We start from the raw sequence: 15,530 nt of genomic DNA on the forward strand, positions 1-15,530 counted from the left end.
CTGTGTTTACAGGATTGATTGAAGAAATTGGGACGATGCAATCTGTCACTAAGCGTGGAGAGGCGATGGTATTACGTATTAAAGCCTCCAAAGTGCTTGCAGGAATTGGGCTGGGAGATAGCATTGCGGTTAATGGCGTCTGTTTGACAGCTACTTCTTTTGACAACTCGTCGTTCTGCGTTGATGTGATGCCGCAAACTTTTCGACATACGAATCTGAAAGACTTAAGCCCTGGACAGCCCGTTAATTTGGAGCGGGCGATGGCTGCGAATGGGCGGTTCGGGGGTCACATCGTACAAGGACATGTGGATGGGGTTGCAGTCATTACACGGCGGACACCGGATGCAAATGCGATTGTGTTTGATTTCCGAACAGAAGAGTCTGATTTGGAGCGGTATTTGATTCCAAAAGGCTCTATTACAATTGATGGCATCAGTCTGACGCTTGTTCGGGCAAACGAGGACGGCTTTGCGGTATCGATTATTCCGCATACATTAGCACAGACTGCTCTAGAGAAAAAGCAGCCTGGTGATACGGTGAATATCGAATGTGACATTCTTGGTAAATATGTGGAGCATCTGCTTCGTTATGGTTCAGGAATAGGGGGCCATAATACTTCTAATACATCTGTCGCCAAGCCATCTACTATTAGTACTGCTTTCTTAGCTGAAAATGGATTTATCTGATTCCATAATGAAAATACACAACACCCGTTATATAGGAAAGGGGCGGCTACTTATGGACGACCAAGTTCGTTTTGATTCCATTGAAGAAGCGATTAACGATTTAATAGAGGGGAAAGTCATCATTGTGGTGGACGATGAGGATCGGGAGAACGAAGGCGACTTTCTTGCATTAGCAGATAAGGCAACACCAGAAGTGATTAATTTTATGATAACCGAAGGTCGCGGACTAGTATGCGTGCCCATTTCACCTGAACGTGCCGATGAGCTCGAGCTGCCCCCTATGGTCACTCACAATACGGATAATCATGGTACGGCATTTACGGTATCGATTGATCATGCAGATACATCTACAGGAATATCTGCCCATGAGCGGTCCCAGACGATTTTGGCTTTAATTGATCCTGCCGCGAAAGCAGCAGATTTCAGAAGACCAGGTCATATTTTCCCATTGATTTCGAAAAAAGGCGGCGTGCTGAGACGCGCAGGTCATACAGAGGCAGCGGTTGATTTAGCTCGGATGTGTGGATCAGCACCTGCAGGTGTGATCTGTGAAATTATGAAAGAAGACGGATCGATGGCGCGCCTCCCAGATCTGGTGGAATTTAAGAAAGAGCACAATATGAAGTTGATCAGTATCCAAGATCTTATTCAATATCGCAACGAAACAGAAAATCTAGTTAAGCAAGAAGTAGAGGTGAACATGCCTACTGATTTTGGTCAATTCCGCGTAGTCGCTTTTACGAATGAGGTAGACAACAAAGAGCATGTTGCATTGGTAAAAGGAGAGATTGATTCCTCTCAGCCGATACTGGTTCGGGTACATTCGGAATGCTTGACAGGTGATGTGTTCCATTCTCATCGTTGTGATTGCGGACCACAGTTTGAAGCTGCGCTTCGTAATATCGAGGAGGAGGGTACAGGTGTCCTACTCTATATGCGTCAAGAAGGGCGCGGCATTGGTCTAATTAACAAGTTAAAAGCTTATAAGCTGCAAGAGCAAGGCTATGACACCGTCGATGCTAATTTGAAATTGGGATTTCCACCTGATCTGCGTGATTATGGAATAGGTGCACAAATGCTCAAACATCTTGGCGTGAGACAAATCAGGCTTATGACAAACAATCCGCGTAAAATTAAAGGACTGGAAGGTTATGGGCTAAAGATCGTGGAGCGAGTTCCTATTCAGATGGCAGCAAATGAAGACAACACAAAATATTTGCATACGAAGCAAGCTAAACTAGGTCACATGTTGACTTTTGATAACGTGGAGCAAGATGAAAGTGCTAACGTATAGATTTTGATTTTCCCATAATATCGAGCTAATTTTGAGGAGGATACAACATGCCACACATATTCGAAGGACATTTAGTATCAGAAGGATTAAAATATGGAATCGTTGCTGGTCGGTTTAATGAATTTATCGTATCGAAGCTTGTATCAGGTGCGTTGGATGCCTTAAAGCGACATGGAGTTAAAGATGAAGAAATTGACGTCGCTTGGGTGCCTGGTGCATTTGAAATACCATTAATTGCTCAAAAGATGGCTGAAAGTGGGAAATACGATGCTGTCATCACGCTGGGAGCGGTTATCCGAGGTGCGACGCCGCATTTTGACTTCGTATGCAACGAGGCAGCCAAGGGAGTTGCACAGATTGGCTTAAAGACAGGCGTGCCTACTGTGTTTGGTGTGTTAACGACGGATACGATCGAACAGGCCATTGAACGTGCTGGAACAAAAGCAGGAAATAAAGGCTGGGAATCTGCTGCGACCGCAATTGAGATGGCAAACTTGACGAAACAGTTAAAATAGTGCTTAGTTAATGTAGTACCCTTTTTAGGGTGCTACATTTGTTTTTTATTTCAGGAGGTTTTATCGGTTGTCCGTTACATATAAATTACAATCGTTCGAAGGGCCGCTCGACTTGCTGCTCCATTTGATCGATAAAGCTGAGATTAATATTCAGGATATCTCGATTAGTGAGATTACAGATCAATATCTCGAATACTTACACAGCATGCATGAGCTTGAGCTAGAGGTTACGAGTGAATTCCTTGTCATGGCAGCAACGCTATTATCGATGAAGTCGAAGCAGCTGCTGCCCAAGCCTCCAGTCATGGACTGGGAAGACTTCCCTGAGTATGAGGAAGAAGAATATGATCCGCGTGAAGAGCTTATTCGAAAGCTGATTGAATATCGTAAGTACAAAGGAATTGCAGAACATTTGCGCGAAAAAGAGACGGAGCGGAGTTTAATCTTTTCAAAGGAAGCGGAGGACTTAACACCTTTTCTACCGAGCACTCCAAGCAATCCGGTGGAAGGTTTGCATGTGGACGATTTGATACAGGCCTTTCAGCGTGCGCTTCGTAAGGCGGTCAGAAGAACGCAAGTCGCTACTATTCATCGTGATGAGATATCGGTTAAAGATCGCATAAGGGACATCGTTACGATTTTAAAGCCTTCGGGTAAAGGCTCTAAAGTAATGTTTTCCAATTTATTGCATCAGGAGATGTCGCGGCATGAAATTGTAGTGACTTTTTTAGCTCTGTTGGAATTGATGAAGCTGAAACAGATTCGTTGTTACCAAGATCAATTATTTGAAGACATTGTGATTCAATGGCACGGGGAGTTGGAGTCGGATGGAATTTCAGACGTTGAAGTCGATTATTGAGGGCTTGCTATTTATGGTTGGTGAGGAAGGGCTAAGTTTAAAACACTTGGCCGAAATTACCGAAATTCGCGCAGAAGTGGTTGAAGAGGCGTTGCATGATTTGAAAGGGGATCTGGAGCGTGCCAAGCGTGGGATTCAACTGGTGGAAATCGCTGGTATGTTCCATTTTACAACTTTGCCTGAGCATGTCCCTTACTTTGAACGAATGGCCTATTCACCGTCTCGCTCGTCGTTGTCACAAGCTGCTCTTGAAACGCTGTCCATTGTAGCCTACCGTCAACCGATTACACGCGTAGAAATTGAAGAAGTGCGGGGTGTAAAATCAGATCGTGCCATTCAAACATTAGTGAATAAGGATCTAATCGAAGAGGTAGGTCGTGCTGAAGCTATAGGGCGGCCGATTCTATATGGAACTACAAAATCTTTCCTTGATTATTTTGGATTGTCTAACTTATCCGAGCTGCCGGAGGCATCTGAATTTGAACGAACGGAAGGTTTGGAGGAGGAAACCCAACTGCTGTTCGAGAAGTTAGAAGGCAGGCAGTTAACAATTGAAGATGTAGGGGGCGAAAAATAATGCGGTGTACATTCCACGGACATGCTTGTGTGGAAATTCAAAGCGACAAGCATCGTTTGATCATCGATCCTTTTTTGACGAGCAATCCATCGGCTACCGTTCAGGCAGTCGATATTAAAGTGGACACTATCCTGCTCACGCACGGACATGGCGATCATATTGAGGATGCCGCAGCAATTGCTAACCATAATGAAGCAACCGTTGTGGCTATTGTGGAATTAGCTGACTTTATGTCTAAGCAGGGTGTTCATTCGACCATCGGAATGAATCTTGGTGGTGGAGCAGAGTTGTCATTTGGTCATATCAAATGGGTTCCTGCGCTGCATAGTTCTTCTTACTCGGTTGATGGTCAAAATGTGTACATGGGCAATCCTGCTGGCATTGTAATGCAGATAGATGGGATGACTATATACCATGCAGGTGATACTGCCTTGTTTAGTGATATGAAGTTAATCGGTGAGCGATACAAGCCGGATATCGCATTTCTCCCAATCGGCAGCTTCTTTACGATGGACCCAGTAGATGCGCTGCAAGCGGCTAAATGGGTACAGGCTAAGCATGTGGTACCCGTACATTACAATACGTTTCCACCTATTCAACAAGATGGTCGTGCTTTTGTGGAACAACTGGCTCATTCCTGTATTCAGGGCCACTACATGGAGCCTGGACAGACGTTAAATACGGCAGATTGGTCTGTGAATTAATTCAGTCACATTATTGTACCTCATATAGATTTATTATTCCCAATGTATTTGGGGCTCTTAGGCCCTTTTTGCATTGGGTTTTTTGTGCTGTCAGGACACCATTGACGAATGTTGTATGCGATGGAAGGTCATAATACGGTTAGCATGGAAAAGGGAGGTGTTTTCGTGAATATGTGGGTGTTGATCTTGTTATTGTTTGTGTTCGTCCTTGCTTTGCTCGTGATAAGTATTTTGATGTCTAATATAGAAATTAAATTACTAATACATAAATCGGGTCGTTACGAGCGAATATGGATAGGCGTTCGGGTGTGGCATGGCATTATACGTTGGCGTTATGAGATTAAGTCCATCCAATTCAAAGGGATGGAGGAGGGATTTAATTTAGGCGTTCAGCATAAAGATAACTTTGGGACAGGTCATGCTGGCAGTTATCAGGATAATGTCAACAAACAGAAAATAAGACGAGCTGTAGATTGGGTGGAACTGTGGAAGAAGCATATTTACGGAATATCGCAGTGGCTAAAAGAAACATTTTTCAAAATAAAGGTGACACAGTTTATATGGGATACTGAGGTGGGAGCGGGACGGGCACCCGATACAGCCATTTTGTCCGGACTGACGTGGAGTGCGACCACAATGATTACGGGGATCATGACACGTTATTTTCGATTTACGGACATGCCGCGATTAGAAGTGGTCCCGCATTTTAATACCCCTTATTTTTCCACTAGAGTCGTTTGTATAAGCCGTATTCGTGTGTCACAAGCTATAGGAGCAGTTCTTGTGCTTATATACCGCATGATGCGGGTAGAAGGAGGATTAAGGCCATGGCGGATCATCCAATCGAAGGCCTCATGAGGGCCGCTCTTGAAAATATAAAGGCTATGGTTGATGTTAATGCAATCGTTGGCGATCCCGTGCAGACACCAGACGGAAGCGTTATTCTACCAATAAGCCGTGTTGGAATAGGTTTCGCTGCTGGAGGTAGCGACTTCCGCGTGGAAAGTAAAGGGGATCATCGTGGTGAACATGCAGGCAACCAGAACCATACGAAGCCGTTTGGCGGTGGAAGTGGGGGCGGTGTGTACATTAATCCAATCGCTTTTTTAGTTGTAGGGAAGCACGGCGTACAAGTCGTATCTGTGGACAATCAGACGCATCTGCTAGAAAAATTAATTGACTCTGCACCACATGTCATTGATCGCATTGAAGCCATGTTTAAGCGTCAAAGTAAACAAGAGAAACCAGTATCGGATGATATCATCATTCCATGACGAATTAACAAGTTTAGCGTCAATTGCTGCACACACGCCGCACATGTCCGTTGCATTCAAGCGGGATGCCGCGCAGTGCGAATTGGCGCTTTTTGCCGATTGCTTGACGGAGAATCTGTGTTCAATTAGAAGTATCACTTAACTGTTGGACATACCTGCCAGTTTGTCTGCATACATATGGAGTAACTTCGTATGGTTGTCTGGAAGATGAAGGAGGATTATATGTTGCGAAGAAATTACAAATGGAACAGTATTCTGCTTAGCTTAACTTTACTAAGCTTGACGATATGCCCTCTGTATATGGGTGAAAAAGTGTATGCAAACTCCTATACGTTAAGTGCTTTGCAGGAGCAGCAAGAGAAGCAGGAGAAGAACCCAGTAGCCAAGCCGGACACAAATGCGCGAGCTGCTGCTCTCATTGACGTAACTACAGGACGAATTCTCCATAGTGAAAACGGTGATATAGAGCTGCCTATGGCTAGTACGACGAAGGTAATGACGGCTATCATAGCGATTGAAGCAGGCAAACTGCAGGCTAAAGTGAAGACGAGCAAACAAGCATATGCTAAAGAGGGATCATCTATATATTTGCGACTAGGTGAGGAAATGTCACTTCATCACATGCTTTACGGATTAATGCTGAGATCTGGCAACGATGCGGCTACAGCAATTGCTGAGCACGTAGGGGGATCAGAGGAAGGTTTTGTTTATTTAATGAATCAAAAGGCAGAGGAATTAGGATTGGAACACACACAATTTCGTAATCCCCATGGTCTGGACGAGCCTGGTCACTACACGACTGCTAATGATTTGGCACGACTGAGCGCGTATGCACTACAAAACGCTACGTTTCGTGAAATCGTGAAGACCAAAGTGAAAGTCGCTCCTAATCCTAATGATCAATGGGATTACAAATGGGCTAACAAAAATAAAATGCTCCGATTGTATGAAGGTGCGGACGGAGTGAAGACAGGCTACACGAAAAAGGCTTTACGCTGCCTCGTAAGTTCTGCAACACGCAATGGCCAGCAGTTGGCTGCCGTGACGTTAAATGATGGATCAGATTGGGTGGATCACGAAAAGATGTTAGATTACGGATTTGCCACCTACCCGTTATATACAGTAGTAGATAAAGGTCAGAAAGTGAAAGGATATCCGCTGCAGACGGTTCGGGACTGGAGGTATCCTTTGTCGGATCAAGAGCGCGCACAGACAACGTTTAAAGTTGACTTGCATAAGCAGCACAGTCTCGATTATCAGCTAGGGTACCGGGGACATTTGAAAGTGTTTTTAGAAAATACAGAAGTAGGCAATGTACCGCTTGTAGACACGAAAAATCCATCACAATCGAGCAATCAGCCAAGTGAGGCGGAGCAAGTGACATCTATAGAACGTTCAAATCAACTGTCTCAAGATGCAGCTGAAATGCAAGGCTGGCTGCAGCAATTTCAAACTGTGGTCGTTGAATTGTTTCGACTGGGAGCATAGATTGAGGAGTTGCTGGGGGAGGAGATATTGATGATCAACGTAATCTGGATCTTTATGCTAGTAGTAGGCTTTGTAGCAGCGGCAGCGCAAGGGCGTGTTGAAGTCGTAACCGAAGCGGTATTTGATGGTGCAAAAACAGGGGTTAGCGTTAGTTTTGGCTTAATTAGCATTATGGTATTTTGGCTGGGAATGATGCGAATAGCTGAGGATGCAGGACTGCTGCAAAGACTGGCGAAGTTACTCGGCCCGGTTGTGCGATATTTGTTTCCTGATGTACCCCGCAATCATCCGGCATTGGGTTTTATTATGTCAAACATGAGTGCTAATTTGCTGGGCCTTGGCAATGCAGCGACACCGATGGGCATTCGTGCTATGCAGGAGCTTCAAAAGATTAATCCGGATAAGTCTGTTGCCTCTCCTGCCATGTGCACGCTGCTAGCCATAAATACGTCCAGTATAACGTTAATCCCGACAACATTGATTGCCATCAGAATGAATTTTGGTTCTGCTCATCCAGCCGAGATTGTTGGAACGACGTTAATTGCTACGATTATTGCAACGATAGCGGCTATTTTGGCGGATCGCTGGTACAGAAGCAGGCATAAACCGCCAATCATACCTTCACTACCTCAACAAGATCAGGCAGCGGTTGGTTAGGACATAAGAGCGCCGACGATTTTCAAGAGAGGGAGGATATCCGTGTACGCGTTAATTTCTACGATATCGACGTGGGCGATACCTGCTATCATTGTATTTATTCCTTTATATGCTTACTTTCGAAGAGTTCCGGTATATGAGTCGTTTGTAGAAGGGGCAAAAGACGGGTTCCAGACCTCCATTAATATTATTCCTACTCTCGTTGGCATGATGGTTGCCATCAGTGTATTTCGGGCATCCGGTGCGATGGATTGGATCGTAGGCTTGATGAGACCGCTGCTTGATATGTTTGGGGTTCCTGGAGAAGTCATGCCGCTTGCATTCCTGCGTCCGATCACAGGTGCTGGCTCGCTAGCTTTTACAACGGATCTAATTAAGACATTCGGTGCTGACTCCTTAATTGGTCGCATTGCCTCCACGATACAAGGGAGTACGGATACCACGTTATATGTCTTAACCGTTTATTTTGGTGCCGTAGGCATACGCAAAGGGAGATACGCTTTAAAAGTAGGACTGTTTTCGGATATGGTTGGTTTTGTGGCAGCGATAGTGATATGTATGATTATATTTACATAAAATATAAAGAAGATTGTTTACGCACTTATAAGGTATTTTAGATCGGGCAGACTCCTAGTAAAGCAGGAGTTTGCCCTTTGTTTTGCATTTCGACAAGTTTTTGAACGATTAACTTGTGGTATCGTTCACAAACGGATATCATAGTTGTGAGGTGAATGACACAAATGGAAGAACGTCTACAGAAAATTATGGCAAACGCGGGTGTTGCGTCACGCCGCAAGTGTGAACAATATATTCTTGAAGGAAAGGTGCAGGTTAACGGCGAAACGGTAGAAACGCTTGGTATTAAAGCGAATCCTCGAAAGGATATCATTACCGTTAATGGACGTCCGATCAACAAATTGGCGCAGGCGGACAAAATCGTCGTTGCTCTTCATAAACCTAAGGGAGTTATTACGAGTATGTCAGACCCCGAAGGTCGCAAGACAGTAAAAGACTTTATTAAAGGCATCAAAACTCGTGTGTATCCGATTGGTCGGCTTGATTATGACACAGAGGGATTGCTGCTGTTTACCAATGACGGCGAGCTAGCTAACCGCTTGACGCACCCTCGTCATCACGTGGGCAAGATCTATTGGGCAACGGTCAAAGGTGTTCCCCATGGCGATGCACTTGAGAAGCTTAAACACGGCATTATGCTGGAAGATGGCATGACTCAGCCTGCGGAAGTGGAATACCACGATGTAGATATAGAGAAGAATGAAGCCACGATCAGTATCATTATCTATGAAGGACGCAACCGACAGGTCCGCCGAATGTTTGAAGCAATCGGCCATAAAGTTATTCGATTAAGACGGGTTCAGTTTGGGAATATAACGCTGCATGGTTTAGCTCGTGGTAAACATCGCCTGCTGACGAAATCTGAAATAAATGAACTGAAACAGTCGATTAAGACAATATCTGGAGATAAATAGGAAGTTTCGTACAATCTATGACACATAATTTTCATATTGAGGAAGAAATGGCTGACTTGAATTGGATTATAATGGACGTTAATGGTGTAATCAAATTGTTGCAAGTTAACCGCCTAGATGTGAAAAAAGTCATAGAAAGGACGATGTGCTATGGGAAAAAGGAACAAAGTCGTCCAAATCGTCATTCTCGCATTTATACTTGTGCTTGGCGGTTCAGCGATCGGCTCTGCTTTATTCAAGTCTGAAGAAGTTCCTGTAGTTGGAAGTACTGTTCCCGATATTAAGCTTCAGCAGTTAAATGGTGAGGTACGCACCTTGTCGGACCTCAAAGGTAAAGCCGTTGTGCTGAACTTTTGGGGCTCTTGGTGCGAGCCATGTAAGCGCGAGATGCCAGCTTTGCAGAGTGCTTATGACCAGTGGAAGAACAAAGGTGTAGAAATTATCGGTGTTAACTATGGAGAAGATTATTTGGTCGTTAACAACTATGCCAGTCAAATGGGGGTTCATTTTCCGATGTGGCTGGACCGTAAGAAGACCGCCTCCAAAGCCTTTGGTATTCGCCCGCTGCCTACCACGTTTTTTGTGAATCCGGATGGTAAAGTTCATGCGATCAAGCTTGGTGAGGTAACCGCTAATGAGTTGGATACTTACATTAAGCAGATGATCGGATCTTAAGTTGCCAGGGAGGAGCGAATTGTGGTTCTTACATCATTTCAAAATACAAAATGTGAATGCGGCCATCAAAATGCGGTTGGTACTGTATTGTGTGAAGCGTGTGGCAAGCCATTGTATGACGATGACGCAAATAATTCGATACTGGAGATGAGGTATGACGGTGTAGCGAGAAAGTCGCAAAAAGCCAGTCCCGGCCTCATCGATTCAGTGTGGAATTTTTTCTCGTCTGTCAAGATTGCTGTTATATTGATTGTGATTACATTAGTTGGATCTTCGCTTGGGACAATTTATCCTCAAGAAAGCCAATTTGTCAATGTGGATGCTTCACAATATTACAAAACAACATACGGTACACTGGGTCATATTTACTATTTGTTAGGTTTGTCGCATACATACGAGTCATGGTGGTTTATTACATTGTTAGTAATGATTGGTTCCTCGCTAGTCATATGCAGTCTTGACAGGGTGCTTCCGCTTTATCGTGCTTTGCACAAGCAGAAAGTCAGGAAGCATGATCAATTTTTGAAACGTCAGCGTATCGTATATGAACACGAGTTAACCGTAGATACAAAGCAATGGCTGCATGACACAGAGCAAGCTCTGCGCAAGAAGAGATACCGCATAACCAAAAATGATGGCGCTTTAATGGCTGAGAAAAATCGTTTTAGCCGATGGGGACCTTATATTAACCATATTGGTCTGATTATATTTTTGTTGGCGGTGCTTGCTCGGAGTATTCCTGGGTGGCATATGGAATATTATGCAGCTTTTCCGCAAGGAGAGCCGCGACCGATTCCGGACACACCTTATTATTTGCAAAATGATAAGTTTACAGTGGAATATTACAGCGATAAGGAAATGCCTGAGCAGTTTGTGAAAGAAGGCAGGGTGATGCCGAAGCTGTTTGAGACTAAGGCAACATTGTTTCGCTGCGTGAGCAATTGTGACGACCCTGTACTAGAACCGAAGCTGGAGCAAGTGACTAAATACGATATTCGCGTCAATGACCCACTTGAATATGACGGCATATTGGCGTATCAGTACGACTTCGACCTGACTCCTAAGCTGATTTCCGTCAAGCCAATGCTGAAAGACCAGAAGACCGGAGAAAATTTCGGTTCTTTTGATGTAAAGATGTCCAATACCGACACTCAGTATACAGTTGGTCCTTATACACTGGAATTGAGAGAAAAGTATTTGGATTTTGCGCTTGATGAGAAAGGGACACCGATGACGAAGACTCAAGAACCGAATGCTCCTGCCTTTGTATTTGTCATCAAGGGTCCCAATCTTCCGGAAAGCGGCGAACCGTATATGTACTTCCCGCTGCAGAAAGACAAAGTTCGCTTTCAGGAAGAGGCCATTAACCGCGACATCATGAAGAAGCTTCGTATTGAAGTAGCATCTATGAATGATGTATCCATCTCTGAATCGACCAGTTACTTGAATATTCGTAAAGATACAGCAATGCCGTTTGTCTGGATAGGAGCAACGATCAGCATGATAGGTCTTGTTATGGGCTTCTATTGGCAGCATCGTCGTATTTGGATCAGATTAGAAGATCAACAGTTGCTCCTTGGAGCGCATACGAATAAGAACTGGTTTGGATTGCGTAATGAAGTAGCTCGGGTTTTGCAGGCTACACAATTGGAAGTGGACGCTAAGGCTATTGACCGTGGGGGGAATAAGGCGTGAAGTTGTTATTGGAAATTAGTCAGGACGCTTATCTAATCGCATTCTTCTTATTCTGTATTGCTTTTATTATGTTTGTATTTGCTATGGCTGGGAACAAGAAGAAATCGAATCCCGCAGTACATGAGCGCAGATGGGGAACGATCTCATTTGTTATTACACTGATTGGACTTGTAGCACAGATCGTATACTTCATAACACGCTGGATTGGCGGAGGACATATCCCGGTAAGTAATATGTACGAGTTTATGTCATTCCTGTCGATGATGATCATTGGTGCGTTTATTGTGATGTACCTTATTTACCGTTCACCTGTTCTAGGGGTATTTGCGGTTCCGCTTGCCTTTATTATTATGGCGTATGCTTCCGTATTTCCGAGTGAAGTACAGCCGTTAATTCCACAACTGGATTCGGTATGGCTCAAAATTCATGTAACGATGGTTGCGCTTGGATACGCTTTTTTTGGGATCGGATTTATTGCCGGCTTAATGCATTTGATCCGCTGCGTGAACTGGGCACCAGATGCACCTAAACGGCCGCAGGTGTGGCTGGAAATGATTATGGTGCTAATCGTTGTCATTATCGGCTTTACAGCAGTAGTATTCAGTTATCGTGGCGCTGGTTATGAAGTGACTATCAATCAACGTGTCGAAGAAGTTGACAAGCAGGGCCAAATTAATAGTAAAATAGAATCAACTGTGTATACAATGCCGCCGCTTATTGCACCACTGAACAGTGAACCAGCAGATATTAAGCCGCTGCTTGGCATCCCGCTGCCGTTAATGGAAGCGCCAGACTGGATGAAAGGTGTGCAAGCTGCCCGTAAGTTAAACACGACTGTCTGGTCTCTTATAGGCGGATTGCTGTTATACGGGATTATACGACTCCTTATTCGTAAGCCAATAGCAGAGAGAATTCAGCCGCTGCTGCGAGGGATGGACCCTGATGATCTTGATGAGATCAGCTATCGATCCAATGCGATTGGTTTTCCAATATTTACGCTCGGCGGACTTGTATTTGCGATGATTTGGGCTCAGATTGCCTGGTCTCGATTCTGGGCTTGGGACCCGAAGGAAGTGTGGGCGCTGATTACTTGGTTATGTTATAGTGCTTATTTGCACCTTCGCTTATCTCGCGGTTTCCAAGGCACGAGGTCCTCGTGGTTGTCTGTTATTGGATTTATCATTGTGATGTTTACGCTGTTAGGGGTTAATCTTATTATTTCTGGTTTGCATTCTTATGCAGGTGTATAGAGTGACCTGACTTATACTTAGAAAATACAACAATACACATGTTTTCGATCTGGAAAGGGGAATCGCGCATGTCCGAACAAGTGAACCGCATCCTTGTGGTGGATGATGAGGAACGGATACGGCGTTTGCTAAAAATGTATCTGGAAAAAGAAGGGTTCGATATCGATGAGGCCGAAGATGGTGAGGAAGCGCTGCGTAAAGCAATCGGCGACGATTACGACCTGATACTTCTTGACTTGATGCTGCCTGGTATTGACGGGATGGAAGTATGCACCCGGCTGCGCCAGGTTAAGGCAACGCCAATCATCATGTTGACAGCCAAAGGGGAAGAGATGAACCGGGTTCAAGGATTTGAAGTCGGGGCAGATGACTATGTGGTGAAGCCATTTAGTCCTCGCGAGGTCATTTATCGTGTGAAAGCGGTTCTGCGTCGTTCATCAGCGACGGCTTTCTTGACCAATGATCCGAAGACAAGCAACAACATTGTGTTCCCGCATCTTATTATCGAGCACGATGCTCATCGGGTGTCTGCCGGAGGCCAAGAGATTAGCCTGACACCGAAGGAGTACGAATTGTTGCATTATCTTGCTGTGTCGCCTGATAAAGTCTTCTCGCGTGAGGAGTTGCTTAAAGACGTATGGAATTATGAATTTTTCGGTGACCTCCGTACAGTGGATACCCATGTGAAGCGCTTGCGTGAGAAACTGAACAAAGTATCCCCAGAAGCAGCTTCCATGATTACAACCGTCTGGGGTGTTGGCTACAAATTAGAGGTGCCTAAATAACGTGAAATTTTGGCGCAGTGTTGTTGGAAAGTTGTGGATGACCATCATTGGTCTTGTCGCGTGTATACTGCTTATTTTAGGTTTTTATTTGCTGCCGTATATTGACAGTAATTTTACGCATCCGAATGATATTAAGCAGCTATTTGTCTATACGGGCATTATCGGATTTTCGTTAACAACGTTTTTTGCTTTTTTTCTGTTTACGAAAATTACACAACCGCTTCGACAATTGAAACAAGCTGCGGATACGATCCGTCAAGGCAAGTATTCTTCACGGGTAACGATACGTTCCTCGGATGAGCTCGGCGAGTTGTCCAGCACATTTAATCATATGGCCGAGGAACTTAATTTTTTGATTCAAGATTTGCATCAGGAGAAAGAGCATCTGTTCAGTATTTTAAGAAGTATGACAGATGCTGTCATTACCTTTGATGCAGATGGGAATGTCCTGCTAGCCAATCCGCATGGTCAGGCTAACTTATCAACATGGAACGCAATCGAATGGGATGACTTTGAGGATGATCAGACTGCTTCGGCCGTACCAGGCCCGCTACGCAGGCTCTACCTTAAAGTATTATCCGAAGCAGTTGAAGTAACGGAGCGGGTACATGTCCAGAAGGAAGTCTGGTCTGTCGTGATGGGTCCGTTATACAATGCGAACCGTGTTCGTGGTGTTGTGGCGGTGCTGCGTAATGTGACTGAAGAGGTTCGCTTAGAGAAGCTGCGCAAAGATTTTGTAGCGAATGTGTCTCATGAGATCCGCACGCCGCTCTCTATGCTCCAAGGCTACAGCGAGGCATTGATGGATGATATTGCAGCGACACCGGAGGAACGTCAAGAATTGGTGCAGGTTATCCATGATGAGTCCTTACGAATGGGCAGATTGGTGAAAGATTTGCTTGACCTGGCCCGGATGGAAGCTGGACATATTCATTTGCATTGGGCTGAAGTGGATACAAACGAGCTGGTCCAGCGTGTTGTACGTAAATACGCGGTTATTGCCAAGGAACGTGGAATTCCGATATCCGCTTTATGCGAAGCTGAACCTTCCATTTTGCCTTCAGCAGATGAAGATCGGTTGGAGCAGGTACTCACGAACTTACTGGACAATGCGTTAAGGCACTCTCAAGCGGATCAGGCTGTTGTGATCCGGACAGTCCGGCTGAGCGAAGGCAAAGAAGAGCGACTTTGGATTCATGTGGAGGACCACGGTCAAGGTATACCACATGAAGATATACCATACGTATTCGAACGATTTTATAAGGCTGATAAGGCAAGAACGAGGGCAGGGACAACGGGCACTGGCCTCGGCTTAGCTATTGTCAAAAATATCGTTGAAGCTCATGAAGGCACCATCCAGGTAAGTAGTTCATTTGGCTATGGAACGACCTTCTCAATTGGAATACCGGTTAGGCAGAGACCTATGCTGTTGGAACGCGATTAATGGTATTCATCATAATAGTGGCTGGCTGGAAAACGGATTATTCGTTTTCCAGCCAGCCATTTTGTTGTATGGAACGATACAAGGCAACAGGTTACAGAAGATTACGACATAATTATCAGCGCAAGCCATAAAGTGTG

The 15,530-nt window shown here is 44.7% G+C and carries 17 protein-coding genes; all 17 read left to right on the top strand.

The features are described from left to right. The first annotated feature begins 2 nt into the window (after nt 1-2). Entirely contained in the window at nt 3-686 is a 684-nt protein-coding gene (gene ribE, locus MH117_RS03130; protein WP_239327183.1) for a riboflavin synthase, read from the top strand. A 52-nt stretch (nt 687-738) separates the two neighbouring features. Next, entirely contained in the window at nt 739-1,980 is a 1,242-nt protein-coding gene (locus MH117_RS03135; protein WP_239327184.1) for a bifunctional 3,4-dihydroxy-2-butanone-4-phosphate synthase/GTP cyclohydrolase II, read from the top strand. A 47-nt stretch (nt 1,981-2,027) separates the two neighbouring features. Next, the gene (ribH, locus tag MH117_RS03140) at nt 2,028-2,495 is read left to right on the top strand and encodes a 6,7-dimethyl-8-ribityllumazine synthase (RefSeq protein WP_239327185.1); all 468 of its coding nucleotides are present in this window, start codon (nt 2,028-2,030) and stop codon (nt 2,493-2,495) included. Nucleotides 2,496-2,562: 67 nt separating this feature from the next. After that, nucleotides 2,563-3,354, top strand: a complete 792-nt coding sequence (locus MH117_RS03145; RefSeq protein WP_239327186.1) for a segregation and condensation protein A — start codon at nt 2,563-2,565, stop codon at nt 3,352-3,354. Further along, on the top strand, nt 3,323-3,931 hold the full coding sequence (scpB, locus tag MH117_RS03150) for an SMC-Scp complex subunit ScpB (protein ID WP_239327187.1): 609 nt from the start codon (nt 3,323-3,325) through the stop codon (nt 3,929-3,931). The genes MH117_RS03145 and scpB overlap by 32 nt, the downstream gene beginning before the upstream one ends. Beyond that, nucleotides 3,931-4,635 (top strand): metal-dependent hydrolase, encoded by a 705-nt coding sequence (locus MH117_RS03155; protein ID WP_239327188.1) that lies wholly within the window; start codon nt 3,931-3,933, stop codon nt 4,633-4,635. The genes scpB and MH117_RS03155 overlap by 1 nt, the downstream gene beginning before the upstream one ends. A 171-nt stretch (nt 4,636-4,806) precedes the next feature. Further along, complete coding sequence (locus MH117_RS03160; RefSeq protein ID WP_239327741.1) at nt 4,807-5,493, top strand: DUF2953 domain-containing protein; 687 nt, start codon at nt 4,807-4,809, stop codon at nt 5,491-5,493. Continuing rightward, nucleotides 5,463-5,909: a GerW family sporulation protein gene (gene ytfJ, locus MH117_RS03165; protein WP_239327189.1), complete on the top strand. Its 447-nt coding sequence runs from the start codon at nt 5,463-5,465 to the stop codon at nt 5,907-5,909. The genes MH117_RS03160 and ytfJ overlap by 31 nt, the downstream gene beginning before the upstream one ends. 222 nt (nt 5,910-6,131) lie before the next feature. Further along, nucleotides 6,132-7,397 carry a D-alanyl-D-alanine carboxypeptidase family protein gene (locus MH117_RS03170; protein WP_481857224.1) on the top strand — a complete coding sequence of 422 codons (1,266 nt, stop codon included), beginning with the start codon at nt 6,132-6,134 and terminating at the stop codon, nt 7,395-7,397. Between the two features lie 30 nt (nt 7,398-7,427). Continuing rightward, entirely contained in the window at nt 7,428-8,054 is a 627-nt protein-coding gene (locus tag MH117_RS03175) for a nucleoside recognition domain-containing protein (protein ID WP_239327191.1), read from the top strand. A gap of 42 nt (nt 8,055-8,096) precedes the next feature. Continuing rightward, nucleotides 8,097-8,630, top strand: a complete 534-nt coding sequence (locus MH117_RS03180) for a spore maturation protein (RefSeq protein WP_239327192.1) — start codon at nt 8,097-8,099, stop codon at nt 8,628-8,630. 164 nt (nt 8,631-8,794) lie between these two features. Next, the gene (locus MH117_RS03185) at nt 8,795-9,544 is read left to right on the top strand and encodes a pseudouridine synthase (RefSeq protein WP_239327742.1); all 750 of its coding nucleotides are present in this window, start codon (nt 8,795-8,797) and stop codon (nt 9,542-9,544) included. A 150-nt stretch (nt 9,545-9,694) separates the two neighbouring features. After that, nucleotides 9,695-10,219: a thiol-disulfide oxidoreductase ResA gene (resA, locus tag MH117_RS03190; RefSeq protein ID WP_239327193.1), complete on the top strand. Its 525-nt coding sequence runs from the start codon at nt 9,695-9,697 to the stop codon at nt 10,217-10,219. A gap of 21 nt (nt 10,220-10,240) precedes the next feature. After that, a complete protein-coding gene (resB, locus tag MH117_RS03195; protein ID WP_239327194.1) occupies nt 10,241-11,914 on the top strand; it encodes a cytochrome c biogenesis protein ResB in 1,674 nt (557 codons plus the stop codon). Further along, on the top strand, nt 11,911-13,164 hold the full coding sequence (ccsB, locus tag MH117_RS03200) for a c-type cytochrome biogenesis protein CcsB (RefSeq protein WP_285102932.1): 1,254 nt from the start codon (nt 11,911-11,913) through the stop codon (nt 13,162-13,164). The genes resB and ccsB overlap by 4 nt, the downstream gene beginning before the upstream one ends. 68 nt (nt 13,165-13,232) lie before the next feature. After that, a complete protein-coding gene (locus MH117_RS03205) occupies nt 13,233-13,949 on the top strand; it encodes a response regulator (protein WP_239327195.1) in 717 nt (238 codons plus the stop codon). Between the two features lies 1 nt (nt 13,950). Continuing rightward, on the top strand, nt 13,951-15,393 hold the full coding sequence (locus MH117_RS03210) for a HAMP domain-containing sensor histidine kinase (protein ID WP_239327196.1): 1,443 nt from the start codon (nt 13,951-13,953) through the stop codon (nt 15,391-15,393). The last annotated feature ends 137 nt before the right edge of the window (nt 15,394-15,530 follow it).

Origin of the sequence: Paenibacillus sp. ACRRX (genome assembly GCF_022346885.1) — a bacterium.
Classification (GTDB): Bacteria; Bacillota; Bacilli; order Paenibacillales; family Paenibacillaceae; genus Paenibacillus_B.